At 65.3% G+C, this 25251-nt stretch carries 22 protein-coding genes; 15 read left to right on the plus strand and 7 right to left on the minus strand.

Translation table 11 applies throughout. The features are described 5' to 3' along the window. Positions 1 to 6: 6 nt before the first annotated feature. From D000_RS0107900 to D000_RS0107920, 5 genes are all read right to left on the minus strand, one after another. Complete coding sequence (locus D000_RS0107900; RefSeq protein ID WP_018872992.1) at positions 7 to 1344, minus strand: TRZ/ATZ family hydrolase; 1338 nt, start codon at positions 1342 to 1344, stop codon at positions 7 to 9. An 83-nt stretch (positions 1345 to 1427) separates the two neighbouring features. Beyond that, positions 1428 to 1820: a DoxX family protein gene (locus D000_RS0107905; protein ID WP_018872993.1), complete on the minus strand. Its 393-nt coding sequence runs from the start codon at positions 1818 to 1820 to the stop codon at positions 1428 to 1430. Between the two features lie 203 nt (positions 1821 to 2023). Continuing rightward, positions 2024 to 2644, minus strand: coding sequence for an NAD(P)H:quinone oxidoreductase (wrbA, locus tag D000_RS0107910; protein WP_018872994.1), 621 nt, complete (start codon positions 2642 to 2644; stop codon positions 2024 to 2026). Positions 2645 to 2752: 108 nt separating this feature from the next. Continuing rightward, positions 2753 to 5545, minus strand: coding sequence for an EAL domain-containing protein (locus D000_RS0107915; RefSeq protein ID WP_018872995.1), 2793 nt, complete (start codon positions 5543 to 5545; stop codon positions 2753 to 2755). A gap of 200 nt (positions 5546 to 5745) precedes the next feature. Beyond that, positions 5746 to 6576 (minus strand): phosphate/phosphite/phosphonate ABC transporter substrate-binding protein, encoded by an 831-nt coding sequence (locus D000_RS0107920; protein ID WP_051074951.1) that lies wholly within the window; start codon positions 6574 to 6576, stop codon positions 5746 to 5748. Positions 6577 to 7003: 427 nt separating this feature from the next. On the opposite strand from D000_RS0107920, the gene D000_RS0107925 reads away from it, so the two are divergent. After that, on the plus strand, positions 7004 to 8065 hold the full coding sequence (locus D000_RS0107925) for a hypothetical protein (protein WP_018872997.1): 1062 nt from the start codon (positions 7004 to 7006) through the stop codon (positions 8063 to 8065). Further along, complete coding sequence (locus D000_RS13450) at positions 8065 to 8787, plus strand: OmpA family protein (RefSeq protein ID WP_018872998.1); 723 nt, start codon at positions 8065 to 8067, stop codon at positions 8785 to 8787. The genes D000_RS0107925 and D000_RS13450 overlap by 1 nt, the downstream gene beginning before the upstream one ends. A gap of 25 nt (positions 8788 to 8812) precedes the next feature. Here D000_RS13450 and glnD read toward each other — a convergent pair whose 3' ends face one another. Next, complete coding sequence (gene glnD / locus D000_RS0107935; protein ID WP_018872999.1) at positions 8813 to 11488, minus strand: [protein-PII] uridylyltransferase; 2676 nt, start codon at positions 11486 to 11488, stop codon at positions 8813 to 8815. Between the two features lie 46 nt (positions 11489 to 11534). Next, on the minus strand, positions 11535 to 12320 hold the full coding sequence (gene map / locus D000_RS0107940; RefSeq protein WP_018873000.1) for a type I methionyl aminopeptidase: 786 nt from the start codon (positions 12318 to 12320) through the stop codon (positions 11535 to 11537). Positions 12321 to 12564: 244 nt separating this feature from the next. On the opposite strand from map, the gene rpsB reads away from it, so the two are divergent. The 13 genes from rpsB (at position 12565) to lpxA (ending at position 25235) form a co-directional block, all read left to right on the plus strand. Then, a complete protein-coding gene (gene rpsB, locus D000_RS0107945; RefSeq protein WP_018873001.1) occupies positions 12565 to 13338 on the plus strand; it encodes a 30S ribosomal protein S2 in 774 nt (257 codons plus the stop codon). A 59-nt stretch (positions 13339 to 13397) separates the two neighbouring features. Beyond that, positions 13398 to 14267, plus strand: a complete 870-nt coding sequence (gene tsf, locus D000_RS0107950) for a translation elongation factor Ts (protein WP_018873002.1) — start codon at positions 13398 to 13400, stop codon at positions 14265 to 14267. A gap of 104 nt (positions 14268 to 14371) precedes the next feature. Next, positions 14372 to 15109 (plus strand): UMP kinase, encoded by a 738-nt coding sequence (gene pyrH / locus D000_RS0107955; RefSeq protein ID WP_018873003.1) that lies wholly within the window; start codon positions 14372 to 14374, stop codon positions 15107 to 15109. Then, positions 15102 to 15659, plus strand: a complete 558-nt coding sequence (gene frr / locus D000_RS0107960; RefSeq protein WP_018873004.1) for a ribosome recycling factor — start codon at positions 15102 to 15104, stop codon at positions 15657 to 15659. The genes pyrH and frr overlap by 8 nt, the downstream gene beginning before the upstream one ends. 12 nt (positions 15660 to 15671) lie before the next feature. Then, positions 15672 to 16418 (plus strand): polyprenyl diphosphate synthase, encoded by a 747-nt coding sequence (uppS, locus tag D000_RS0107965; RefSeq protein ID WP_018873005.1) that lies wholly within the window; start codon positions 15672 to 15674, stop codon positions 16416 to 16418. After that, positions 16411 to 17247, plus strand: coding sequence for a phosphatidate cytidylyltransferase (locus D000_RS0107970; RefSeq protein WP_018873006.1), 837 nt, complete (start codon positions 16411 to 16413; stop codon positions 17245 to 17247). Before uppS ends, D000_RS0107970 begins: the two co-directional genes overlap by 8 nt. A 117-nt stretch (positions 17248 to 17364) precedes the next feature. Then, a complete protein-coding gene (gene ispC, locus D000_RS0107975) occupies positions 17365 to 18567 on the plus strand; it encodes a 1-deoxy-D-xylulose-5-phosphate reductoisomerase (RefSeq protein ID WP_018873007.1) in 1203 nt (400 codons plus the stop codon). After that, positions 18564 to 19925: an RIP metalloprotease RseP gene (gene rseP, locus D000_RS0107980; RefSeq protein ID WP_018873008.1), complete on the plus strand. Its 1362-nt coding sequence runs from the start codon at positions 18564 to 18566 to the stop codon at positions 19923 to 19925. The genes ispC and rseP overlap by 4 nt, the downstream gene beginning before the upstream one ends. A gap of 71 nt (positions 19926 to 19996) precedes the next feature. Next, the gene (gene bamA, locus D000_RS0107985; protein WP_369772921.1) at positions 19997 to 22330 is read left to right on the plus strand and encodes an outer membrane protein assembly factor BamA; all 2334 of its coding nucleotides are present in this window, start codon (positions 19997 to 19999) and stop codon (positions 22328 to 22330) included. 41 nt (positions 22331 to 22371) lie between these two features. Further along, the gene (locus tag D000_RS0107990) at positions 22372 to 22887 is read left to right on the plus strand and encodes an OmpH family outer membrane protein (protein WP_026279849.1); all 516 of its coding nucleotides are present in this window, start codon (positions 22372 to 22374) and stop codon (positions 22885 to 22887) included. Next, entirely contained in the window at positions 22865 to 23878 is a 1014-nt protein-coding gene (gene lpxD, locus D000_RS0107995) for a UDP-3-O-(3-hydroxymyristoyl)glucosamine N-acyltransferase (protein ID WP_018873011.1), read from the plus strand. The genes D000_RS0107990 and lpxD overlap by 23 nt, the downstream gene beginning before the upstream one ends. Positions 23879 to 23997: 119 nt before the next feature. Next, on the plus strand, positions 23998 to 24456 hold the full coding sequence (fabZ, locus tag D000_RS0108000; RefSeq protein ID WP_018873012.1) for a 3-hydroxyacyl-ACP dehydratase FabZ: 459 nt from the start codon (positions 23998 to 24000) through the stop codon (positions 24454 to 24456). Beyond that, on the plus strand, positions 24453 to 25235 hold the full coding sequence (gene lpxA, locus D000_RS0108005; RefSeq protein ID WP_018873013.1) for an acyl-ACP--UDP-N-acetylglucosamine O-acyltransferase: 783 nt from the start codon (positions 24453 to 24455) through the stop codon (positions 25233 to 25235). The genes fabZ and lpxA overlap by 4 nt, the downstream gene beginning before the upstream one ends. The last annotated feature ends 16 nt before the right edge of the window (positions 25236 to 25251 follow it).

Here is a 25251-nt window from a genome sequence, read left to right on the forward strand (position 1 = left end):
TCTCGATCAGGCGGTGAGGGGCTGCTGTGTCTCCAGTACCCGCGTGCGCCAGTACTCGGCTTCGGCATGGAGCTCATACAGGTCCAGCGTAAGCAGTTGGCGGTTGCGGAGCAACGGCTGGCCCGCCACGTAGACGCTGCGCACGGCGTCACGGGTTGCGGCATACACGATCTGGGCGCAGGGATCATGCGCGGGCTGAAGCTCCGGCGCCTGCAGGTCCACGGCCACCACGTCCGCCTGCTTGCCGGCCTCCAGCGATCCGATGTGATCGTCCAGGCCGAGGGCGCGGGCGCTGCCCAGCGTGGCCATCTCCAGGGCGGCGCTGGCGGGTAGCGCGGAGGCATCGCCGCTGACGCCCTTGGCCAGGAGTGCGGCGGTGCGCATCTCGCCGATCATGTCGAGGTCGTTGTTGGAGGCGGTGCCGTCCGTGCCCAGGCCCACATTGATGCCTGCCGCCTGGAGGCGGGCGATGGGGCAGAAACCCGAGGCCAGCTTGAGGTTGGATTCCGGGCAGTGCGCGATGGACACCGGACGCCCCTGCAGCTGTTCCAGGTCGCTGTCGGCGACCTGAGTCATGTGGACCGCGATGAACGGCTGATCAAGCATTCCAAGGCGGGCCAGGCGTGCCAGGGGACGTTCGCCGTGGTCGCGCAGGCTGTCGCTCACCTCGCTGGCGGTCTCGTGGACATGCATGTGGATGGGCACGCGCAGCTCGCGCGCTCGGGCTGCCACCCGCTCCAGGCTGGCATCACCCACGGTGTACGGTGCGTGTGGCGCCACGTTGAAGCGGATGCGGGGGTGGTCGCCCCAGGCGTCCACGACGTCGGCACCGCGCTGGAAGTATTCGTCGGCCGTGCGGGCCCACGGGGTCGGGAAGTCGAACACCGTCAGCCCCAGCGAGGCACGAATGCCGGTTTCGTCCACGACCCGCGCCGCATCCTCGACAAAGAGATACATGTCGCCGAAACAGGTGGTCCCGCCGCGCAGCATCTCGGCGACCGACAGGCGTGTTCCGGAACGCACGAATTCGGGCGACAGCAGTTTGCCTTCGGCCGGCCAGATGTAGCCCTTGAGCCATTCCATCAGCGGGCGGTCGCTGCCCACGCCACGCAGCAGGCTCATCCCGGAATGGGTATGCGCATTGACAAGCCCCGGGATCAGTGCCTGACCGGGGTGATCCTGGATATCGGCATCCGGATATTGCGCCTTTGCCTCGTGCTGCGGCAGCACGGCGGTGATCTCCCCGTCGCGGACGACCAGTGCATGGTCTTCGAGTACCGTGTTGCGGGGCACGACCGGGACAATCCGGGGGGCGGCGAGGATCAGGGTCGGGGTATTGGGCATGGAAGGCTCGTGCACGCGGTTCCAGGGCGCGCATGGTACCCGAAAGGGGCGGCGTTGCGCCGCCCCGGACGGGGTGGGTCAGGTTACATGCGGTTGATGGCCAGACGGCCTGGACCGGTCAGGGCCAGCGCGATGGCGGCAAACAGGAACATCCCCTGCAGTTCCAGGGCCCAGCCCCCGGTCCCTGTCAGCTGGAAGACCTCGTCGGCATGCGCCAGGCCGATCGCAAAGACCATGTTGATCGCGATCAGTACCGCGCCGATTCGGGCATACAGCCCAAGGATGACGAGGATGGGCGCCAGGATCTCGCCGACGTAGACACCGTAGGCCAGGATGGCGGGCAGCCCCGCGTTGGTCAGCATGCCCTCGATGCCGCTGATGTCGCCTGTGATCTTGGCGACGCCGTGCATGAGGATGAGGATCCCGAGGGCGAGCCGCAGGATGAGTTTCCCGCTGTCGTCGAGTGTGTTGTCCATGGCAGTGCTCTCCTTGCTGGTGCAGTGGGCTTGGGTGTTGGGTCGGGTCCGGGATGGCCATGTGCGTCACACCGCGGTGTCACTCTCGGCCATCCGCGGAGGCGGGTCCCTGGCGGCTTCGTTGCCGTTGACTGTCCGTTATGGCTACCGGCCCCTGCATCAGCGCGTACCTCCCTGGCCGCTGTGCAGGGGCCATCCAGCCCTCAGCCCGCCGCGCGACCCAGGCGCTGGGCGCGCGCGACTTCCGCCACGTGGCGACCCTGTGATGCCGCCATGGCGAGTTCGTTCTCGCTGGGCTGGCGCGAGCCGTCGCCGTCGGCCAGGGTGGTGGCGCCGTACGGCGTACCGCCGCTGATCTCGGACATGTCGACCAGGCGCTTCTCGGTGTAGGGCAGGCCGACGATGGTCATCCCGTAGTGCATGAGATTGACAATAGTCGAAATCAGCGTGGTTTCCTGCCCGCCATGCTGCGAGGCGGTGGATCCAAACACGCTGCCGATCTTGCCGACCAGTTTGTCGCCAAACCACAGGGCCCCGGTCTGGTCGAGGAAGTTCGCCATCTGGGCGGACATGCGGCCAAAGCGAGTGGGGGTGCCGATGATAATGGCATCGTAATCCGCCAGCTCCTCCGGCTTGGCGATCGGCGCGGCCTGGTCGAGCTTCGCGCCTGCGTTGCGGGCGATCACATCGGGCATCAGTTCCGGCACGCGCTTGATGGTCACCTCGGTATCGGGCACCTCGCGCGCACCGCGGGCGACGGCCTCGGCCATCTGTTCGATATGACCCCAGGTGGAGTAGTACAGGATCAGGATCTTGGTGCTCATGGTCTCGCGTCCTCCGCGTTGACGTTCCGGTTAGGTATCACCTTAGATCCGGTTTAACCGAATGAAAATGGCGAAAATAGCCGCCAAAGTTTCGATTAAATCGAACATTCAACGCTGCTCGATGGATGAACCGCGCCCCTGCTGCTGCAGGACCATGGCCTCCAGGGCGGTGGCGGTATCCGGGTACCCGTAGAGGAAGCCCTGGAAGTGGCGGCACCCGAGGCCAAACAGGAAGGCGCGCTGCTGTTCGTTTTCCACCCCCTCGGCGATAACGTCCAGGTCCAGGGTGTTCGCTAGATTCACCACCATCTGGGCGATGGCGGCATCATTGGTGTCGTCCAGCACGTCCCGCACGAAGGACTGGTCGATCTTGAGCTGGGCCAGGGGCAGACGTTTGAGATAGGCCAGCGAGGAATATCCCGTGCCGAAGTCGTCCAGCGCGAACTCGATCCCGAGCGTCCGCAGTTCCTCGATGTGCGCGATTACCGTCTCGACGTTGTCGAGCAGCATGCTCTCGGTAAGCTCCAGCTTGAGCCGGTAGCCCGGAGCACCGGTACTGACCAGCGTCTCGGTGAGGTCGGCTACAAAGCGCTTGTGCCGGAACTGGCGGGCACTGACGTTCACCGAGAGGGTCAGTTCACGAAATTCCGGTTTTTGCTGCCAGGCCGCCAGTTGCTCGCAGGCTATGTACAGCACCTTGCGCCCGATCGGCACGATCAGTCCGGTCTGCTCGGCGACCGGGATGAACTCGGACGGCGAGACGGCCCCGCGCTCCGGGTGATTCCAGCGCAGCAGCAGTTCCGCACCGATAACCGCCCCATTGGCCTCCACCTGCGGCTGGTACTGCACCGAGAAGGCATCCGCATCGAGTGCGTGGCGCAGTTCGCTTTCCAGCTCGAAGCGCGCCTCGACCGCGCGGTGCAGGTCGGGGTCGTAGAAGCGCAGCGTATTGCGCCCGGCGTTCTTGGCCCGGTACATGGCCAGGTCGGCCTGTTTCAGGATCTCTTCCACGCCGAGTTGGCGGCCGCTGAACAGGGTGGCACCGATACTGGGCGTGATGTGCCGTTTCTGCCCGGCCAGATCGAACGGTGTGCGCAGGATCTCGATCAGCTTGCGGCCGACGGCCTCGGCCTGGGTGGCGGCCCGTGCCGGGTCGCGGTGGAGATCGTTGAGGATCACCACGAACTCATCGCCGCCCAGGCGTGCCAGGGTGTCGGCCTCGCGCACCGAGTCCAGCATGCGCTCCGCCACCTGACGCAGCAGGTCATCGCCGACGGCGTGGCCCAGGGTGTCGTTGATGTCCTTGAAGTTGTCCAGATCGATGAACAGCAGCGCCCCGTGCAGGTTCGTGCGTTCGGTGTTGGCCAGGGTCTGACTCAGGCGGTCGTGGAGCAGTGTGCGGTTGGGCAGGTGGGTGAGCCCGTCAAAGAATGCCAGCCGCCGGATCTCGTCTTCGGCCTCCTTGCGGTCGGAGATGTCGGTCATCGTGCCGAAGGTCGCGGTCACGCGCCCACCGTCGTCGAAGCGGGCGCTGGCGTAGACATTCACCCAGCGCACCTCGCCGTCGCGTGTCTGCAGGCGGATCTCCTCGGACTGGGCGTGCGAGCTGCCCTCCAGCAGGCTGGCGCAGAAGTGGTGGGTGTCTTCGCGGTCTTCCGGGGCCACAAAGTTGCATATTGGCTGGCCAAGGGTCTGTTCGACACTGAAGCCGGTCAGGGACTCCCAGGCGGGGTTCAGCAGGGTCAGGTGGCCTTCGGCATTGGTTCGGAAGATGACTTCCGAGATGTGATCCACCACATCGCGATAGCGGTTCTCGCTTTCCGCCAGCGCATCGCTGGTGCGCCGGTGCGCGGTGATGTCCAGCGTAAGCCCGCGCAGGCTCTCGCGCCCATCGCCGTCGTGCGCCCAGGACAGGATGTCGCGCAGCCAGATCCACTGCCCGTCACGATGGGCAAAGCGGTAGTCGACCGAGCGCGGGGCCTCGCGGCTTTCGCGTGCCGCGTTCTGGACGCGCGGGAGGTCAACGGGATGGATGTGCCGCGCACGGAGTTCGCCCCGCCCCAGGTTGCGCGCCGGGAACCCGAGCAGCCGACGGGTGTCGCCGGCCACGAACTCCCATTCGTGGGTGCCGGGGTTGGCCTCCCAGAGGATGGCGTTGGCGCCACCGAGCATGGATTCCAGACGTGCGACCGACCGGTTGAGCTGCTGATTCTGTTGTTCCAGCGCGGCCTGGGTGGAACCGAGGTGGGCGGCGACGTCGTTGATGGTGCGTGCGAGGTCGCCGAACTCGTCGTTCGAACGCACGCGGATGCGGTGGTCCAGGCGCCCGCTCTGCAGGGCTTTCCCGCCCTGGTTAAGCAGGCGTAGACGGCGGGTGACCACCAGACTGAATACGATCGCGGCAACCATGGACAGCAAAAGAACGCCGATGGCCAGAGTGACATTGCGCTGCAGAAGATTGGTGGACATGGCGTCGATGGCATTTGTGGAGTATCCGACCGCGAGGGAACCCAGTGGCTGGCCGGCCAGTTCGATCTCCTTGAATACCTCGATCTGTCCGGGGGCGGTGCGAATGTGGCCTGGTTGCTCGGGAAGCGCCTCCGGCGAGATGCCCGAGGAGGCCATCGGTTGATCCTGAGCATCGAGCACGACTGCGTAAAGCACGTTGGAGTCGCCCGCGACCAGATCCAGCAGGTCCTGCAGCATCTCCGGGTCGGCGTATGCCAGCCCTGGGGTCAGCGCGCTGGACAAAAGGCGTCCCTGTTGCTCGGCAAAGCGCTCCAGCATCTGCGACTGGTTTTGCTGCACCTGGGAGATGCCACTGAACATCAGCGCGACAACCATCACGACCTGGATCGCGACGGTGCCAATGATGATCTGCCAGGCGAAATTCAGGCGCATACGGAACCGTCTAGCCGTGCTGTTGTGGCAAGACTATTGAAGGGCGAAGCTTGCTTTTGGCTGAGTCGGTGAGCGTCATGAGGGGGTCTTTGGCTGGATATGCGCCAGTGCACGCGGTCAAGCGGTGTGTGAACCGAGACGTGCATTCTACGGGGAGTTTGTGGTGGCTGCCCATGATGGAGCACAAAGACCGGGTGCCTTCAGTGAGTCATTGCGTCTCGCATGGACGGAAGTTGTCTTTGGAAGGTGTCGGGACGAAAAGGCCGATAGTCGCTCTCCTCAACCGTAATAAAGCCACGGTGGCGGATCTTCTGGAGTACCTCTTGCCCCTCAGGAGTTTTACGCAGCCCGATCAGGCGCTCCTCCAATTCTGGCGAGCCCAGCAGCACATCGTTGCTGGCAAGCAGGGTCATTCCCGGGAAACTGGGCGAATTGGCAATGATCCGAACGAGGGTGCCATCACCCAGCGACATCAAACGCTGGACCGTGGTGTCATGGGGTAGTCGTGCGATCAGATCGCCGTCGGTCACGACCACGAGGGCATCGGCTTCCCCGCGAGCAAACGTAGTCAATGCCCCGGAGTGGTGATGGTGGTGTCGCACCGTCGGGGCTGAGGACCCATACGGCCATTCGAGATACGAAAGCGTGTATTTCAGAAAAGCGGCCGCAAGACTTTCCTCGAAAGGGGCCGCGATCGTCGTATCCGCCAGGTCTTCTATTTGGGTGAACTGAGCTTCCGACCTGACCACGAGCACGATCGCGAGTCGATCGACTGTGGCTGCGACTGGACGGTAGCCCGTTTCTTCCGTAAGCAGGGGCACAACGTGCGGCGATGTAAAGACGAAGTCGTAGCGCTCGGCTGCGATCCTTCGGAGGAAGGCGCTGCGTGTGCGCGCTGATTGAAGTTGGACGGGCTCACCGATCTGTTCCGCAAGCCAGTCACGAAGTGGCGCGTAGCGCTCGAAGAGTGCTGGAGGGCTGAGAAATGGCTGTATACCCAGCGAACGTGTCTCAGATCCATGTGCGGGCATATGGGCAAGGAGCAGCAGGGCGAGCAAGCAGGCGACGGTCCCCGGGATACGGAGAGATGGGCGTGATACCGAAAGCCCCAAATGAAACGCAGAAACCTTGGACATGATCAGTGTGCCACCTCTCGCAGAGGAGCAGATGCGCTCGTGCGCATCTCCTAATTAAACCTGTAGCAGAGCTGTTGGGCTTATACCAGAAGCGGGAAGCGATCCGCGCTAAGGCAGCGCGGGTTTTGACCGGGACTGCCTTGATAGTCGGAAAAATGACGGTTTTGGAGGCTGACCGCGATTGTCGAAGGGTGCTTGTGTCAATAAATTATCGAGCGGTTGATTGCGGGCGCCGCCTCTGATCGTGCCGTATCGACTGGCTTGTTTCTTGCTCAGGCCGTGGAGTGATGAACGCGTGTCCCACGCTATGGCAGGAGAAGTTATGACAGCGACACTTGACCGGATTGCCGAGGCCCTGCTGGCGACGCTGCAGGGCATGAGCCCGATGACCGTGATCGGGTTGTTTACGCTGTTGCTGTTCGCGCTGTTTCTGCTGGCGCTGCTGGCGACCGCCCTGCGCCGTGCACGCGCCCTGCAGGGGGCGGCGCCGGCCCTGCTGACGACGCTGGGGATTCTCGGAACCTTCCTGGGGGTGGCGATCGGATTGCTGGACTTTGACTCCGGCCGCGTGGAGGCGAGCATCCCGGCGCTGCTGGAGGGGCTCAAGCTGGCGTTTGTCACCAGCATCGTGGGCATCCTGCTGTCGGCGGTGCTCCGCCTGGTTCAGGTGCTGACGCCGGGGCACGGTACGCAGGCCGCGGCCACCGCTGTTGATCCGGATACCGGTCCCCGGGGGGAAGCGGCGGGCAGGGCCGAGATGCTGCAACTGCTGGCGCAGCAGCGCGATGCCGCGCTGGGCACGGCGGAGGCGGTACGGGTGCTTGACCAGCGGCTGGAGACGCGGCTCGATCACCAGCATCAGGCCCTGCTCGCGGCGCTGGACGCGATGGCCGAGCGTTTGACCGAGCTGAGCAGCACCCATCTGGTCGAGGCACTGGAGCGGGTGATCCACGATTTCAACAGCCGGCTCGGCGAGCAGTTTGGCGAGAATTTCCGCCGTCTGGATGCCTCGGTGGAGCGCCTGGTCGAGTGGCAGGAACGTTACCGGGAGCAGATGGACAGTCTGCAGCGGGCCTTTGAACAGGCACGTAGCGGGGTCGAGCAGACCGAGCAGACCCTCGAGCGCATGACCGGGCAGGCCCTGCAGATCACCCGTCACGTCGAGGATCAGGAGGCGACGCTGGCCAGCCTGCGGCGCGAGACGGTCGAGCTGGAGGCGCTGCTCGGCAGCATCGCGGCGTTGCGCGACCGCGCCACGGAGGCCTTCCCGGCGATGGATGCGCGTCTGGAAGCGATGCTCGAGAGCATTGAAAACGCGGTACAGGCGGGGCAGTCCGCGCAGCGCCGCCACCGCGGGCTGGCCGCGGCAGAAGGGGCGGTTTGATGCTGTCCTGGGTGGCGGGCGCCCGGCGTGACTCGCGTGGCGGCGCGGCCGGTCACGAAGCGGATCAGGGTTCGCACTGGCTTGCGGTAGCGGACCTGATGGCGGCGCTGATGATGATCTTCCTGTTCCTGGCGCTGCTGCACATGGTGCAGGTGGAGCGCGAGAGCGCGGCGCATACCGAGGTTCGCGACGAGGCAGCGGCACTGCGCGCGGCAATCTATTCCGTGCTGGAGGCGGAATTCCGCGAGGATCTGCCGCGCTGGAATGCGGAGCTGGATCGCGACAGCCTGACCCTGCGTTTCCGCGAGCCCGAGGTCCTGTTCGAGCGCAGCTCGGCGCGCATTCGGCCGCGTTTCGAGGCCATCCTGGAGGACTTTATCCCGCGCTACGCGGAGCAGCTGCGGCCGTTTGCGGAGGTCATCCGCGAGGTCCGGATCGAGGGGCATACCTCCAGCGAATGGGCCGGCAGCGAGGACGAGCTGGAGTCCTATTTTGGCAATATGGACCTGAGCCAGCGGCGCACGCGGGCGGTGCTGGAATACGCCTACCAGCTGGAGCCGCTGCGGGAGGACGACTGGTTTCGGTCACGTGTGGCCGCGGTGGGCCTGTCGTCTTCGCGGCGCATCCTGGATGCCGCGGGCGAGGAGGATCGGGCGGCTTCGCGACGGGTGGAATTCAGTGTGCTCACCGATTTCGAGACGCGCCTGCTGGGCGGCGGCTGAGCGTCAAGGCACCACGGGTTGAGGCTCAGATCGCCGCCAGCAGCGCCTCGCGCAGCTTTTTCTGCTCTTCGCTGTCGAGCGGCTGTCGGCCGGGCCGGCTGAGCAGGAAGCTGTCCTCGACCTGCTCGCCAGCGGTGGCGATCCGGGCCGTACTGACATCGATGCCCTGTTCCGCAAGGATGTGTCCGATAGTGGATAGCAGGCCGGGACGGTCCAGGGCGCGCAGGCGCATGCGTGTCGCCTGACCGCTAGAGGCGGGCTCGAATTCGATGCGGGTGTCGACGTCAAAATGCTTCAGTCGGCGTGGAAGCTGGCGGCTGACCGGGGTACTGGGGCCGTCGCTGTGGCGCAGTTCCCGTTCCAGGCTTGTGCGGATTTCCTCGCAGCGGTAGCCGGCGTCCACCGTCTGTCCGCCGCCGCTCTCGAGTACCAGGAAGGTATCCAGTGTCCGGCCGCTGGCGGTGGTGATGATGCGGGCATCCACGATATCGAGGCCCAGCTGGGTCAGGGTGCTGGTGATGCGCGCGAAGATCTGCGGGTGGTCGTCGGCGCAGACGAAGATCTCGGTACTTCCGCGCGAGGTCTTGGGCCGGACCAGGATCAGCGGGAGCTCGGTGGCGGCGGGCGACAGCAGGGCCTGGCCGTGCCAGGCGATCTCGTCGGCCGAATGGCGCAGGAAATACTCGTCATCCAGTTCGTCCCAGAGGGCGCGTGCGCGCTCGCTGTCGAATCCCTGGTGCTGAAGCTGCTCCAGCGCCTCGGAGCGGGTTTGGTGGATCTGTTCTTCCAGATCGGGGGGCGTGTCCAGGCCGCGCTCCAGTAACGTGCGGGTCGCGTGATACAGGGTCTGCAGCAGGGAGTCCTTCCAGCTGTTCCAGAGCTCCGGGTTGGTCCCGCGGATGTCGGCGATGGTGAGGAGATACAGGAGGTCCAGGCGCTCGCGTGTGCGGACCTCACGGGCAAAGCCAAGCACGACCTCGGGGTCGGAGATGTCCTTGCGCTGCGCCGTCAGCGACATCAGCAGGTGCGAGCGCACCAGCCATGCAACGGTGCTGGCATCCGCGTCCGAGAGGTCGTGCTGCTGGCAGAAGTGCAGTGCGTCGTGGGCCCCGAGTTCGGAATGGTCGCCGCCGCGACCCTTGGCGATGTCGTGGAACAGGGCGGCGAGGACCAGGCGTTCCGGGCGTTCCAGGTCGGCGTGAATGCGACTGGCCAGTGGCTGTTCGTGGGCGAACTCCGGCAATGCCAGGCGCCGCGCATTGCGCACCACATTAAGGGTGTGTTCGTCGACGGTGTAGGCGTGAAACAGGTCGTACTGCATGCGGCCGATAATGCGGCCGAACGCGGGCAGGTAGTTGCCCAGCACGCCGTAGCGGTTCATGCGCCGGAGCTGGCTGGTGATGCCACGCGGGGCCCGCAGGATGTCCATGAACAGGGCGCGGCACACCGGGTTGCGCCGGAAGTGGCCGTCGATCAGGTGGCGGTGGGCGCGGATCAGACGGATAGTGGAGGCGCGTATCCCCTGGATCTCCGGGTGTTCCTGCAGGAGCCGAAAGACCTCCAGCAGCGCCGGGGGGTAGATCATGAAGACCTGGTCGTGGGCGGCTTCCAGATAGCCGCCACGGGTCTGGAAGCGCTGGTGGATGCGCACCGGTTCCTGCAGTGATCGCGGGTCGTCGAGGATGGCCTCGTTGAAGTGCTGCAGGAGCAGTTCGTTCAGACGCTCGAGGTCGTTGATGGTGCGGAAGTAGCGCTGCATGAACTGTTCGACGGCGCGGTTGTGGTTCTGGTCCACGAAGCCGAAGTTGTTTGCAAGCTGGCGCTGCAGGTCGAACAGCAGGCGATCCTCGCGTCGCCCGGTCAGCATGTGCAGCGCGAAGCGTACCCGCCACAGGAAATTCTGACCCTCCATCATCTCGCGGAACTCGCCCTCACGCAGGAATCCGAGGGAGACCAGTTCCTCGATGCGCTCGGCCGCGTAATGACGCTTGGTGACCCAGCCGATCATCTGGATGTCGCGCAGGCCGCCCGGGCCTTCCTTTACGTTTGGTTCCAGGCGATAGGCGGTCTCGCCGAAGCGTCGGTGGCGCGCCTGTTGCTCCGCCAGTTTGGCGGCGTAGAAGCTGCGCGAATCCCAGATCCGGTCCGGCTCGATGGCGCTGCGAAACTGGTTGAACAGGCCCAGGTGGCCCGCGAGGTAGCGCGCCTCGATGAGGTTGGTGGCAACCGTGATGTCGTCCCGGGCCTCGCGGGTGCAGTCCTCGATGCTGCGAACGCTGTGGCCGACTTCGATACCGATATCCCAGAGGAAGGTGACGAACTCGCTGATGCGCTCGAAGTAGGCGCGATCACTGGCGCCTTCCATGATGATCTGGATGTCGATATCGGAGGCGGGGTGCAGCTCGCCGCGCCCGTAGCCCCCGACCGCGACCAGGCAGAGGTGAGCGTCGTCCGCAAGACCCTTCTGGGCCCAGATCAGCTTGAGCAGTTCGTCGATGCGTTGCGCGTGCCCGTGGATCAGGTCGGCGATGGGCATGCCGTCACGAAAGCCCTGGTACTGCTGCTCCAGGATGGCCTTGCGGCGGTCGCGGAACAGGGCGATGTTGCCCGGGTTGCGGCTGAGGCGCTGGTAGTCGTCACCCCAGTCGGGGGTGAAGGCCGGGGTTTCCAGTTCGCCGGGGGTGCTGCCCGCGGGATTCATGGGATCTCCTTGGAAAGGGCGGGCGGGTGCGCGGATCGGGCGGCGATCAGGCCGCGATCTCCTGGGGCGGGGTCTCGTCCCTGCGCAGGGTCAGGATCTCGTAGCCGTCGGCGGTGACCAGGATGGTGTGTTCCCACTGGGCGGAGGGGCTGTGATCCTTGGTCACCGCAGTCCAGCCATCCGCGAGGATGCGGGTATGGCGGCGCCCGGCGTTGACCATGGGTTCGATGGTGAAGCACATGCCTTCCTGCAGCGCCATGCCAGTGCCCGGCTTGCCGTAATGGAGGATCTGCGGATCTTCGTGGAACCCGCGACCGATGCCGTGGCCACAGAATTCGCGCACCACCGAGCAGCGCTGACCCTCGGCGTACTGCTGGATGGCGTGGCCGATGTCCCCCAGTGTGGCGCCTGGGCGCACCTGCTGGATGCCCAGGTACATGCTGGTACGGGCGACATCAATCACGCGCTGGGCCTGAATGCCGGCCTTGCCGATCACGAACATGCGGCTGGTGTCGCCGTGGAATCCGTTCTTGATCACGGTGATGTCGATGTTGAGGATGTCGCCGTTCTTGAGCTTGCGATCACCCGGGATGCCATGACAGACCTGGTGATTGACCGAGGTACAGATCGACTTCGGGAAGCCGCGATAATTCAGCGGCGCGGGGATGGCGTCCTGGGTGTTCACGATGTAGTCGTGACAGATCCGGTCCAGTTCCCCGGTGGTGATGCCGGCCTGCACGTGGGGTTCGATCATCTCCAGCACTTCGGCCGCGAGGCGCCCGGCCACGCGCATGTGTTCGATCTCTTCGGGGGTCTTGATGGAAACGGACATGAGGACTCCGGCCGCGGCGCCCGGAGGGCCTCGGCGTTTGGTTCGGATAAGCGTCCTATGCTATAAAGCGCGCGCCTCGCTGGCAATTCGGCGGGGCCGGAGGCCGCCTTTTGCGGGGCGATTTTCGAAACCTTAATCCACACACGCATCGGCACGGTCTGTCGGGTGCCCGCCCGCGAAGATGATTCGCTTCGGGTTTCAGGCCGGGATGCGTGGAGGCTCAACCCGTTACAGGAGAAACCTCATGTCCCTCGTGACTATGCGACAGATGCTGGAGGCCGGTGTGCACTTCGGCCACCAGACGCGCTACTGGCATCCGAAGATGGCCCCGTACATCTTCGGCGAGCGCAACAAGATTCATATCATCAACCTCGAAAAGTCCCTGCCGATGTTCAACGATGCGTTGAATTTCCTCGGCAAGGTCGCCGCCGACGGTGGCCAGATCCTGTTCGTCGGGACCAAGCGTTCGGCCCGCGACGTGGTGGCCGAAGAGGCGCATCGCTGCGGTATGCCGCACGTGAGCCATCGCTGGCTGGGTGGCATGCTGACCAACTTCAACACGGTCAAGCAGTCGATCAAGCGCCTGAAGGACCTCGAGACGATGGACGCCGACGGCAGCTTTCAGGTGCTCAACAAGCGCGAGGCACTGAGTCGTCGCCGCGAAAAGGAAAAGCTGGATCGCAGCCTGGGCGGTATCAAGGACATGAACCGCATGCCCGACGCGATGTTCGTGATCGATGTCGGCTACGAAAAGATTGCCGTGGCCGAGGCGAAGAAGCGCGGCATCCCGGTGGTTGCGGTGGTGGACTCGAACCATTCGCCGGAAGGCGTGGATTACGTGATCCCCGGCAATGACGATGCGATGCGTGCGATCCAGCTCTATGTGGCTGCGATCGCCGACACCATCATCGAGGCCAAGGGTGCGGTGACGACCGGTGGTGTGAGCGAAGAGGCATTCGCCGAGCCGGCCGCCGCGACGAGCGAGACCGATACCGCGTCGCCCGCCAACCCCGCTTGATAACCGGGGCCGGTCGCCCGCAGGCGGCCGGCCCGCGTACGATTCAGGAGCAAGTGACGATGCAGATTACTGCTGCACAGGTAAAAGAACTTCGCGAGCGCACTGGCGCCGGCATGATGGAGTGCAAGAAGACGTTGACCGAGACCGGCGGCGACCTGGAGGCGGCCATCGAGGCGATGCGCAAGTCCGGTATGGCCAAGGCCGACAAGAAGGCCGATCGCGTGGCCGCCGAGGGCCGGGTCGAAATCGCGAGCGAGGGCTCGAATGCGGTGATCGTCGAGATCAACTGCGAAACCGACTTCGTTGGCAATGATGACAACTTCCGCGCGTTCGCGGCCAATTGCGCACAGGTGGCGCTGGGCTCCGCGGTCGATTCCGTCGAAGAGCTGATGGCCGAGACGGTCGATGGCCAGACCCTGGAAGAGCAGCGTACCCAGCTGGTTGCCAAGGTAGGGGAGAACGTCCAGGTCCGTCGCTTCCAGCGCATGAACGTGGACGGCGTGTTCGGTGCGTACCAGCATGGCGCACGTATCGGCGTGCTGGTGGGCCTGAATGGCGGCGACGAGGCACTGGCGAAGGATGTGGCCATGCATATCGCGGCCAGCCAGCCGGTGTGCGTCGACGAAAGCCAGGTGCCGAGCGAGATGCTCGACAAGGAACGCGCCATCTTCAAGGCCCAGGCCGAGGAATCCGGCAAGCCGGAGAACATCATCGAGAAGATGATCGAAGGCCGCATTCGCAAGTACCTCGCCGAGATCACCCTGGTCGGCCAGCCGTTTGTGAAGGATCCGGACCAGACGGTCGGCAAGCTGCTGGAGGCCAGTGGTGCATCCGTGGCCGGCTTCATCCGCTTTGAAGTGGGCGAAGGGATCGAAAAGAAGACCGAGAACTTCGCGGAAGAGGTCATGGCGCAGGCACGCGGCGCCTGACCCAGCAGGACCCCGGGGCGGCCGCAGGATGCGGCCGCTTCCGGATGTACGGGCCAGAATAGACTGGCAAGCGAGAATAACCGAGCCCGAGATCAAGGAACCCCATGAGTCAGGACAGCCAGCCCGCGTATCGGCGCATCCTTTTGAAGTTGAGCGGGGAGGCCCTGATGGGCCAGCAAGCCTACGGGGTTGACCCGGATGTACTGGCGCAGGTGGCCGAAGAGGTTTCGGAGCTCTCCCGCATGGGGGTCGAGGTCGGCATCGTGATCGGTGGCGGCAACATCTTCCGCGGTGCGGGACTGGCCCAGGGCGGCATGGACCGCGTCACCGGCGACCATATGGGTATGCTGGCGACGGTCATTAATGCCCTGGCGCTGCAGGACGCGATCGAACGGGCCGGCCGCTTCTCCCGGGTCATGTCCGCGATCCGCATCAATCAGGTCTGCGAGGACTACATCCGCCGGCGGGCGGTACGCCACCTGGAGAAGGGACGTATTGTCGTGTTCGCCGCAGGGACCGGCAATCCGTTTTTCACCACCGATTCCGCGGCCAGCCTGCGTGCGATCGAGATCAATGCCGATATCATGATCAAGGCCACCAAGGTCGATGGTGTGTACGACGCGGACCCGATGAAACGCAAGGACGCCCGCCGCTACGAGCGGCTGACGTTCGACGAGGCCCTGACCCAGCGCCTCGGTGTGATGGACACCACCGCCCTGGTGATGTGCCGTGACAACGGCCTGCCGATCCGGGTAATGAACATGTTTGCCAAGGGCGACCTGATGCGGCTCGTGATGGGCGAGCCGATCGGCACCCTGGTCGAGGGATCCAGCAATGAGTGACGCCACGATCAAAGATGCGCGCGAGCGCATGGACAAAAGCCTGGAAGCGCTCCGCAACGAGCTGGCGAAGATCCGCACCGGACGCGCCCACCCGTCGCTGCTCGAGCACGTACATGTCGATTACTACGGCTCCGAGGTGCCGATCAACCAGGTCGCGAATATCAGCGCCGAGGATGCACGCACCCTGACGGTCGTACCGTACGAGAAGGACATGGTCGGCAAGCTGGAAAAGGCGATCATGACCTCCGATCTGGGCCTGAACCCGGCCAGCATGGGTACGGTCATTCGCGTCCCGCTTCCGGCACTGACCGAGGAGCGCCGGCGCGACCTGGTGAAGGTCGTCAAGGCCGAGGCTGAGAATGCCCGTGTCGCCGTCCGCAACATTCGTCGTGACGCGAACAACGGGTTCAAGCAGCTCGTGAAGGAGAAGGAGATCTCCGAAGACGACGAGCGCAAGGCGCAGGAACAGGTCCAGAAGCTGACCGACGACCACATCGCGCGGATCGACGCGATGCTGGCGGAAAAGGAAGCCGAGTTGATGGAAGTCTGACCGGCGTCCCCCATGCCGGTTACGCACAAAGTCCCGCAGGCGCTCCCCGCGCATGTTGCCATCATCATGGATGGCAACGGCCGCTGGGCGGAGGCCCGTGGGCAGCAGCGCGCAGATGGTCACCGCGCGGGCCTCGAGGCCACGCGCCTGGCCGTGCGCTTCCTCGCCGAGCAGGGCGTTCGCACCCTTACGCTATTTGCCTTCAGCAGTGAGAACTGGGGGCGCCCGCGTGAAGAGGTGGAGGCGCTGTTCGAGCTGTTTGTCTCTGCGATCGAGGCGGAGCTGCCCGAGCTCGTGGAGCGCGGCATCGCCCTTCGCTTCATCGGCGATCGTGCGAGTTTTCCGCCGGATCTTCAGACCCGCATGAGCGAGGCCGAGCAGGCGTCGGCCGACAACGATCGTATGTGTCTGGTGGTGGCCCTGGGCTATGGCGGGCGTTGGGATATCGTGCAGGCCGCACGCCGCTGGGTGGCGGACGGCGCCCCCGGTGCGGATGCCGAAAGCGACTTCGCGGACTACTTGAGTACTGCTGGTCTGCCGGATGTCGATCTCCTGATCCGTACCGGCGGCGAGCGTCGGATCAGCAATTTCCTCCTGTGGCAGGCGGCGTACGCCGAACTGCTGTTCATCGACACCTTCTGGCCGGATGTGACGGCGGATGAACTGCGGCAGGGGCTGACCTGGTATGCCAGCCGCCAGCGCCGTTTCGGACGCGTGCGGCCGGCAGAGGACGCGCGCGAGGCGGTCCGCGATGCTTAGGCAGCGTGTCCTGACCGCGCTGGCGCTGGGTTTGCCGGCACTGGCACTAGTCGCCTGGGGGCCGAACATCGCGGTACTGGCGCTGGTGGTGCTGATTCTGGCGCTCGCCAGCTGGGAATGGGCGGGTCTGGCCGGGGCGCCGGGTACGCCGGCCCGGGTTCTGCTCGGAGCGGCGGTCGTGATTCCGGTCGCGGTGCTGGGCTCGGCGCCGGTGGCCGGGCTGCATTACCTGTTGCTGGCACTGGCTCTCGTCTGGTGGCTGGTGGTGCTGCTGGTCCTGCCGTTTTATCGCGAACACGAGGCGCGAGTGGCCGGGCGCTTCAATGCCCTGTTCACGGTTGCCGGGATCCTGGCCCTGGTACCGGCGGGCATGGCCCTGGTGTGGCTGCACGCCCTGGCGCCGTTGCTGGTGGTGTACCTGGTGGTGCTGGTGGGTCTGGCGGATACCGGCGCCTACTTTGCCGGCAAGTCCTTCGGGCGCAATCCGCTGGCACCGCACATCAGCCCCGGCAAGACGCGGGAAGGGCTGTTCGGCGGGCTGCTTACGGTCCTGGCCTTTGCCATCGTGGTTGCGGCCGTCTGGGGGCTGGCTCCGATGGATGCGCTGGTGTTCGTGCTGCTGTCGGTGCTGATTGGCCTGGTTTCGGTGGTCGGTGATCTGTTCGAGAGCATTCTGAAACGCGAGGCGGATGCCAAGGACAGCGGTTCCTTGCTACCCGGTCACGGGGGTATTCTGGACCGGTTCGACAGCATGATCGCGGCGGCGCCGGTGTTCCTTGCCGGCTTGCTCTGGCTGGCGCTGATTCCGGTTCCGGCGACAGGACTCTAGCGTCTGCCGGGTTCGGGAACGGTGCGGGGGCCGGGGCGCTGCCTGTCCCGTGTTGGCGGGTACGGACGGACGTGCGAAGAAGAATCGGTGTTCCCTGGGGGAACGGGTAGGGTATTGATGAAGACGACGCAGCTCACCATCCTGGGCTCGACCGGCAGTATCGGGCTGAGCACGCTTGATGTGGTCGCGCGTCAGCCGGAGCGTTTCCGGGTGTATGCCCTGACCGCGCACCGCAACGTGGAACGGATGCGGGAACAATGCCTGGCGCATGCGCCCGAGGTGGCGGTGATGGCCGATCAGGAGGCCGCGCAGGCCCTGCGTGCTGCACTTGCGGCAAGTGGTTCGCGTACCGAGGTGCGCTCGGGACCGGAGGCGCTGGCCGAGGTCGCGCGGGCGCCGCAGGTGGATGCGGTGATGGCGGCGATCGTCGGGGCCGCCGGGCTGTTGCCGACGCTGGCGGCGGCGGAGGCCGGCAAGCGGGTGTTGCTGGCCAACAAGGAGGCGCTGGTCATGTCCGGCGCCCTGCTGATGGACGCGGTGCGGCGGTCGGGCGCCTGCCTGCTGCCGATCGACTCCGAACACAATGCGATTTTCCAGTGTCTGCCCACGGGCTATGTGTGTGCGGAGTCGGTGTCGCCGCACGGTGCCAGCCGGATATGGCTGACCGCGTCGGGGGGGCCGTTTCGCGACCGGCCGCTGGATCGCTTTGGCGGGATTACGCCGGAGGAGGCCTGTGCCCACCCGAACTGGGATATGGGGCGCAAGATTTCGGTCGATTCCGCGACGATGATGAACAAGGGGCTGGAGGTCATCGAGGCCTGCTGGCTGTTCGCGGTCGAGCCCTCGGCGATCCAGGTGGTGCTGCATCCCCAGAGCATCGTGCATTCCATGGTGGCCTACGAGGATGGTTCGGTCCTGGCGCAGCTCGGCAACCCCGATATGCGGACCCCGATTGCGCATGCCCTGGCCTGGCCGGAGCGTATGGAGTCGGGCGTGCAGCCGCTGGATCTCCTGGCCATGGGCAAGCTCGAATTCTCGGAGCCGGAACCGGCCCGGTACCCGGCGCTGGGGCTGGCCTATCAGGCGCTGGAACGGGGCGGGACCGCCACGGCGGTACTGAATGCCGCCAATGAGGTCGCGGTCGAGGCGTTTCTGGACGAGCGCCTCCCGTTCAGCGAGATCCCGGCGCTGATCGCCGCGACCCTGGACGCGGTCGAGGCCGAGGCCGCCGATTCGCTGGAGCGCGTCCTGGCGGCTGATTACAGGGCGCGCGAGGTGGCCCGGAGCCTGGTCACGAACGCCGAGCAGGCAGTGTCATGACCTTCCTGACCAGCGTTCTGGCTTTCATTGTGGCCATCGGGGTGCTGGTCACCGTGCACGAGTACGGGCACTACCTCGCCGCGCGTCTGATGGGGGTGAAGGTACTGCGCTTTTCCGTCGGCTTTGGCCGCCCCTTGTTCAAGCGCCAGTTCGGGCGCGACCGAACCGAATTCGTGATCGCCGCGCTGCCGCTGGGTGGCTACGTCAAGATGCTGGATGAGCGCGAAGGGGATGTCGCGCCTGCAGAGCGTGAGCGCGCGTTCAACCAGAAGAGCCTGCGTGCGCGCACCTTTGTGGTGTCCGCGGGGCCGGCGGCGAACTTTCTGCTGGCCATTGTGGTGTACGCCGTGATGTTCATGGTTGGGGTCGGCGGGGTCAAACCGGTGCTCGGCGAGATCGTACCGGATACGCCGGCGGCGGAGGCAGGCCTGGAACGCGGGCAGCAGATCCTGCGAGTGGGCGAGCGCGCGGTGTTGGACTGGGAGCAGGCCAATCTGCGACTGCTGGACCATGCCGTTCGCGGCGAACGCGTGACGCTGCTTCTGCGTGACGCCGATGGAGGCGAGATCGAGCGGGTCGTGGATCTGCGCGATAGGCAGGCCCTGCTCGGCGAGGGCCAGTTCCTGGAAAAGCTGGGCCTGCGCCCGTACCGGCCGCTGCTGGAGCCGCGGATCGGATCGGTCGAATCCGGCAGCCCGGCGGCGGCAGCCGGGCTGGCACCGGGGGACCAGGTGCGCGCGGTCAACGGGGATGCGGTGGATGACTGGAATCGCTGGGTAGAGATCGTGCGGGCGCGCCCCGAGGAGGAGTTGCGGGTCCGGGTGGAACGCGATGGTGGCCTTGTGGAGCTGCGCATGACCCCGGAGTCGGTGCAGGATGGTGAAACCACGTTCGGGCGCATTGGTGCCGGGGTGGATACGGATCAGGCGGCGGCCCGCGAACTGGCGGTGCTGGTGCGGCAGGGCCCGATTGCCGCGGCGGTCTCGGGGGTGGAACGCACCTGGGATGTGTCGGTTCTGACCCTGGGGATCCTCTGGCGCATGGTCACCGGGGATGCCTCGGTCAAAAATATCAGTGGACCGGTTACCATAGCCGAGTTCGCAGGGGTCTCGGCGGTGATCGGGATCTCGGCCTTTCTGGGCTTTCTCGGGTTGGTGAGCGTCTCGCTCGGGATCATCAACCTGCTGCCGATCCCGATGCTGGACGGCGGACATCTGCTGTACTACGCCGCAGAGGCGGTGAAGGGCAGCCCGGTGTCGGAACGGACCCAGATGATCGGGCAACAGGTGGGGATTCTGGCGATAGCCGGACTGATGACCCTGGCCCTGTACAATGATTTGACACGACTGTTCGGCTAGGCGACGGGTGGCGGGATCGCAGCGAGGTCCCGGCATCCCGCCCGGCGAGCGGCCTTTTTTTGGCGGAGAGCATGGCGCGAAACAGCTTGAGAGGAATGGCCCTGGTGGGCCTGCTGGGTCTGGCGGGCACGGCCTGGGGGCAGACCTATCAGATCGAGGACATCGAGATCGAGGGCCTGGAGCGAATCACGGCGGGCACGGCACTCAGCTATCTGCCGGTACAGGTGGGCGATACCTTCGATGACAGCCGCAGTCCGGAGGTAATCCGCGAGCTGTTCCAGACCGGTTTTTTCGATGATGTCGAGATCGCCCGCCGCGGCGATGTCCTCGTGGTCATTGTCTCCGAGCGTCCGGCGATCAATGAGATCAATTTCTCCGGGAACCGCGATATTCGCGACGAGGGCCTGCGCGAGGCGCTGAACTCCGCGGGCCTGCGCTCGGGCCGGGTGTTCAACCGCACCATGCTGGACCGGATCGAGAGCGAGCTGCGCCAGCAGTATTTCGCGCGTGGACGCTACAACGTTCAGATCGACGTGGAGATTGTCGAGCTGCCGCGTAACCGTGTGGATGTCGAGATCGACATCGTCGAGGGACCGGTGGCGAAGATCCGGCAGGTGAACGTGGTCGGCAACGAGGCCTTTACCGATCGCGAGCTGACCCGCCGCTTTGAATCCGGCGTTCCGCGCTGGTGGGCGTTCTTTAGCCGCCGCGACAACTATTCCCGCGAGAAGCTCTCGGGCGACCTCGAGCAGCTGCGTTCGCACTACCTGGATTCCGGTTTTCTGGAGTTCGATATCGACTCGACACAGGTGACCCTCACGCCGGACCGCCGGGACCTGTTCATTACCATCAACGTCGACGAGGGGGATCGCTACCGCGTCACCGGGGTGGATCTGGCCGGCGAATTCGTGGTCCCGCGCGAGGAACTCGAGGGGCTGATCGAGGTGGATGTCGATGCCCCGTTCTCGCGCAGCCAGGTCACGCAGTCCGCCGAGCGCATCAGTGAACGGCTGACGCGCGAGGGCTTCGCGTTCGCGAACGTGAATCCCGTGCCCGAGGTCGACGAGGAAAACCGCGAGGTGCAGATCACCTTCTTCGTGGACCCCGGTCCGCGGGTCTACGTGCGCAATATCCGCATCACCGGCAATCGCAACACCGAGGAGCGGGTCTACCGTCGCGAGCTGCGGCAGATGGAAAGCTCTTGGTACAACGGCGCCCTGGTGGACCGCTCGCGGGTCCGCATCCAGCGGCTGCCTTTTGTGCAGAGCGTGAACGTCGAAACCGAGCGGGTGGCGGGCACGGATGACGAGGTAGATCTCAACATCACGGTCACCGAGCAGCAGTCCGGGGCGCTGTCCCTGGGTGCCGGGTTCTCCCAGAACCAGGGCGTGCTGCTGACCGCGAGCCTCAGCCAGGACAATTTCCTCGGTACCGGCAACCGCTTCTCCACCGAGCTCAGCAACAGCCGGGTCAATCAGATCTTCCGCCTCAGCGTGACGAACCCGCACTTCACCCCGGCTGGCGCCAGTCGCGGCTTCTCGGTCTTCTACCGCAAGATCGACGCCGAGCGGGCCAATATCTCGCGGTATTCGTCCAACCGCTATGGTTTTGACGTGACCTACGGGATCCCGCTGTCGGAGTTCGACCGTCTCCAGGTACGACCGGGTTTCGAACACGTCGAAATACAGACTGTCGATGGAAATGGGGGCCTGGTGGGTACTCCGGATGAAATCATCGACGAGCTGGACGAATTCGGCCGCTCCGCCAACCTCTACAAGTTGGATACGAGCTATGTCCACGACACCCGTGACAGCACTACCTTTGCCTCGCAGGGGCGTCGGCATCGCGTCGGGCTGGAACTGACCATTCCCGGGAGCGACCGCGAGTTCTACAAGCTGACCTACTCCGGGCAGGAGATCTTCCGGCTGTCGGACCGCTATTCGTTCAGCATGTCGGCCGGGCTGGCCTATGCCGATGGATATGGCGGCGACGAGGTGCCGTTCTACGAGCGCCTGTTCGCGGGCGGTATCCGCTCGGTCCGTGGCTACGAGGACAACCGTCTGGGCGATCTGCGTCCCCTGCGCGACGGTGATCCCGCCACGCGGGACTCCAACAACGACCCGTACGGCGGGCGGTTCCGGACCACGCTGTCCGCAGAGCTGTTCTTCCCGCTGCCATTCGCCGCCGACAACGATGCGGTGCGCATGAGTACCTTTGTCGACGCGGGTAACGTGTTCAACGATATCTCCGACTTCGATGCCAGCGAATTGCGGGCCTCGGCCGGGGTCGCGGTGACCTGGTTCTCGCCGGTGGGGCCGCTGAGCTTCAGTGTGGCGGAGCCGTTCAACGACCAGCCGGGTGATGATTTGCAGCGCTTCCAGTTCCTGCTGGGTGCCAGTTTCTGAGTATGGTGGACGACAGCGATGCATAGGCATCGGGAGGGGTCATGAGATCCGGGGTAGCCTGGTTGGCGGCGGTGGCCGTGGTCGCGGCGGGCTGGCTGGCCGTGCCGGCGGTGGCGGGTGCGCAGAATGTGGCGTTCGTGACGATGAACCGCATCCTTGAGGATTCGCCACAGGCCGAGGAGGCCATGCGCGAACTGGAACGCGAGTTCTCGCCACGCGACTCCGAACTGGTGGCGGAGCGCGAGGAGCTGCAGCGCCTGCGTGACCGCCTCGAGCGCGATGGCGACCTGATGAATCCGTCCGAGCGGGCCGACCTGGAACGAGAGTTCTCGCAGCGCTCGCGCGAGTTCCGGCGCGCGCAGGAGAGCTTCAGCGAAGACCTGAACGTTCGCCGCAACGAGGAGCTGGCCAAGCTGCAGCGGCGCATCAACGATGCCATCGTCGATCTCGCGCGCGAACGCGACATCGACCTGATCCTGACCGAGCGCAACGTGCTCTACGCCAGTGACCGGATCGACATTACGGACGATATCCTTGCTGCAATGCAGCGGGACTGAACGCGGCTGCCTGGCGCGCGAGCTTGCGCAGCAGCTCGGCGGGCGTCTGGCAGGCGATGCCGATTGCCGGGTCACCGGCCTGGCGCCGCTGGCCAGTGCGACATCGACGGACCTGGCATTCCTGATCGATCCCCAGCGCCACCCGGAGGCCCTCGAACAGAGCGCCGCGGGGGTCGTGCTGGTGCCGGAAGGCGCCGACCTCGAGCCGGAGGCCGGGCGCGCCCTGATCTTTCTGCAGGATGTGTATCGGGGTTATGCCGGCGCGAGCCGGCTGTTCGGGGCCGGCCGCCGTGCCCGTGCCGCGGGCATCCACCCGGCCGCGGTGGTCGACGACGCGGCGCGGGTCGCGTCCGATGCCCATGTCGGGCCGGGTGCGATCATCGGGCGTGGGTCCCGCGTCGGCGCCGGGGCCGTGGTGGAAGCGCACTGCGTGCTGGGTGCGGGCGTCGTGGTCGGGGCCGGGAGCTTTCTGCACCCGCGGGTCACCTTGCTGGACGGGGTGCAGGTTGGCGAACGCTGCATCCTGCACAGTGGCTGCGTGATCGGCGCCGACGGCTTCGGTTTTGCGCCGGGGGCGACCGGCGATTGGGAGAAGATCGAGCAGCTGGGCGCGGTGGTGATCGGGTCGGACGTGGAGATCGGCGCCAACACAACCATTGACCGCGGCGCCCTCGTGGATACCCGTGTCGGCAACGGCGTGAAGATCGACAACCTGGTTCATGTTGCCCATAACGTCGAGATTGGCGACCATACGGCCATTGCGGGATGTGTGGGAATTGCGGGGAGCGCGCGTATCGGGGCGCACTGCGCGATCGGTGGCGGGGCGGGCATTCTCGGCCATCTCGCCATTGCGGATCATGTCACGATCCACGCGATGACCCTGGTGACGCGTTCGATCGAACGGGCAGGGCAGTACGCCTCGGGCGTGCCGCACCAGGAGGCGCGGCTGTGGAATCGCATGCTGGCGCGCCTGCGAAGAATGGCTCGATAGGGAGTACGGATCCGTATTCCCATGGAACCCCCGGCCGCCCCCGGTCGGACCGAACGTCGTACTCGATGTCCGCTCGGCGGCCTGGATGCGGCACAACAAGTCTAGAAAAGGACATCTGCGTGGATGACTTCAACGTCCAGGAGATCATGCGCTACCTCCCGCACCGGTACCCGTTCCTGATGGTGGACCGGGTGCTGGACTGGGAGGCGGGCAGCTACTTGACCGGCATCAAGAACGTCAGCATCAACGAGCCCTATTTTCAGGGACATTTCCCGATCAAACCGGTGATGCCCGGTGTGCTGATCCTGGAGGCGCTGGCCCAGGCCACCGGCCTGCTCGCGTTCAAGACCGAGGAGGCTCGCAACGAAAACCAGGACAAGCAGCAGCTGTATCTGTTTGTCGGGATCGACGAGGCCCGTTTCCGCCGTCAGGTGACCCCCGGGGACCAGCTGCATCTGCGGGTGGACCTGAAGCGCACCGTGCGCGGTATCTGGCGTTTCGACGCGGTGGCGAAGGTTGGCGATGACGTGTGTGCCAGTGCCCAGCTGATGTGCTCCGGTCAGGAAATTCCGGCGTGATCGATCCACGCGCGGAGGTCCATCCCAGTGCCGAGCTGGACAGCTCGGTCGAGGTCGGCCCGTTCTCGGTCATTGGCGCCAACGTGAAGATCGGCGCGGGCACCCGGATCGGGCCGCACGTGGTGATCAGCGGGCCCACCGAGATCGGTCGGGAGAACCGGATCTTTCAGTTCTCCTCCATTGGCGAGGAACCCCAGGACACCAGCTACCGCGGCGAACCCACCCGCCTGGTGATCGGCGATCGCAACGTGATCCGCGAGTCCGTGACCCTGCACCGAGGGACCGAGAAGGGACTTGGCGAGACCGTGATCGGCCATGACAACCTGATCATGGCCTATGTGCACATCGCGCACGACTGCACCATCGGCAGCAAGATCATCTTCTCGAATGCGACCTCGCTCGCCGGGCATGTCGAGATCCAGGACCACGCGACACTGGGCGGCTTTACCCTGGTTCACCAGTTCTGCCGGGTGGGGACGTTCGCGTTCACCAGCATGGGTGCGGCACTGAACCGCGACCTACCTCCCTATTGCCTGGCGAGCGGCAATTATGCCCGTCTGATCGGGATCAACAAGGTCGGCTTGAAGCGCAACGGCTTCTCGAATGAGGCCATCCAGGCCCTGCACCGGGTGTTCATCCAGGGGATGCGCGGCCGGGCCGGGCGCGAGAGCCATCTCGACACCATGTTCGAGGAGACGGACGTACCCGAGGTGCGCAATCTGATCGGGTTCGTGCGTGGCAGCCGTCGCGGCATACTGCGCGGGGGGCGTCCGCACTGATTGCGGTGGCCGCGGC

Origin of the sequence: Thioalkalivibrio sp. ALJ16, assembly GCF_000377345.1 — a bacterium.
Taxonomy (GTDB): domain Bacteria; phylum Pseudomonadota; class Gammaproteobacteria; order Ectothiorhodospirales; family Ectothiorhodospiraceae; genus Thioalkalivibrio.

Bases quoted from the DNA above. Each gene is read 5' to 3' on its own strand.
- pyrH (WP_018873003.1), top strand. From the start codon at position 14,372: ATGAGTCAGGACAGCCAGCCCGCGTATCGGCGCATCCTTTTGAAGTTG.
- D000_RS0107990 (WP_026279849.1), top strand. From the start codon at position 22,372: ATGAGATCCGGGGTAGCCTGGTTGGCGGCGGTGGCCGTGGTCGCGGCG.
- D000_RS0107915 (WP_018872995.1), bottom strand. From the start codon at position 5,545: ATGCGCCTGAATTTCGCCTGGCAGATCATCATTGGCACCGTCGCGATC.
- wrbA (WP_018872994.1), bottom strand. From the start codon at position 2,644: ATGAGCACCAAGATCCTGATCCTGTACTACTCCACCTGGGGTCATATC.
- bamA (WP_369772921.1), top strand. From the start codon at position 19,997: ATGGCGCGAAACAGCTTGAGAGGAATGGCCCTGGTGGGCCTGCTGGGT.
- tsf (WP_018873002.1), top strand. From the start codon at position 13,398: ATGCAGATTACTGCTGCACAGGTAAAAGAACTTCGCGAGCGCACTGGC.
- D000_RS13450 (WP_018872998.1), top strand. From the start codon at position 8,065: ATGCTGTCCTGGGTGGCGGGCGCCCGGCGTGACTCGCGTGGCGGCGCG.
- D000_RS0107920 (WP_051074951.1), bottom strand. From the start codon at position 6,576: ATGCCCGCACATGGATCTGAGACACGTTCGCTGGGTATACAGCCATTT.
- rpsB (WP_018873001.1), top strand. From the start codon at position 12,565: ATGTCCCTCGTGACTATGCGACAGATGCTGGAGGCCGGTGTGCACTTC.
- D000_RS0107925 (WP_018872997.1), top strand. From the start codon at position 7,004: ATGACAGCGACACTTGACCGGATTGCCGAGGCCCTGCTGGCGACGCTG.
- rseP (WP_018873008.1), top strand. From the start codon at position 18,564: ATGACCTTCCTGACCAGCGTTCTGGCTTTCATTGTGGCCATCGGGGTG.
- D000_RS0107970 (WP_018873006.1), top strand. From the start codon at position 16,411: ATGCTTAGGCAGCGTGTCCTGACCGCGCTGGCGCTGGGTTTGCCGGCA.
- uppS (WP_018873005.1), top strand. From the start codon at position 15,672: ATGCCGGTTACGCACAAAGTCCCGCAGGCGCTCCCCGCGCATGTTGCC.
- D000_RS0107905 (WP_018872993.1), bottom strand. From the start codon at position 1,820: ATGGACAACACACTCGACGACAGCGGGAAACTCATCCTGCGGCTCGCC.
- ispC (WP_018873007.1), top strand. From the start codon at position 17,365: ATGAAGACGACGCAGCTCACCATCCTGGGCTCGACCGGCAGTATCGGG.
- glnD (WP_018872999.1), bottom strand. From the start codon at position 11,488: ATGAATCCCGCGGGCAGCACCCCCGGCGAACTGGAAACCCCGGCCTTC.
- frr (WP_018873004.1), top strand. From the start codon at position 15,102: ATGAGTGACGCCACGATCAAAGATGCGCGCGAGCGCATGGACAAAAGC.
- D000_RS0107900 (WP_018872992.1), bottom strand. From the start codon at position 1,344: ATGCCCAATACCCCGACCCTGATCCTCGCCGCCCCCCGGATTGTCCCG.
- map (WP_018873000.1), bottom strand. From the start codon at position 12,320: ATGTCCGTTTCCATCAAGACCCCCGAAGAGATCGAACACATGCGCGTG.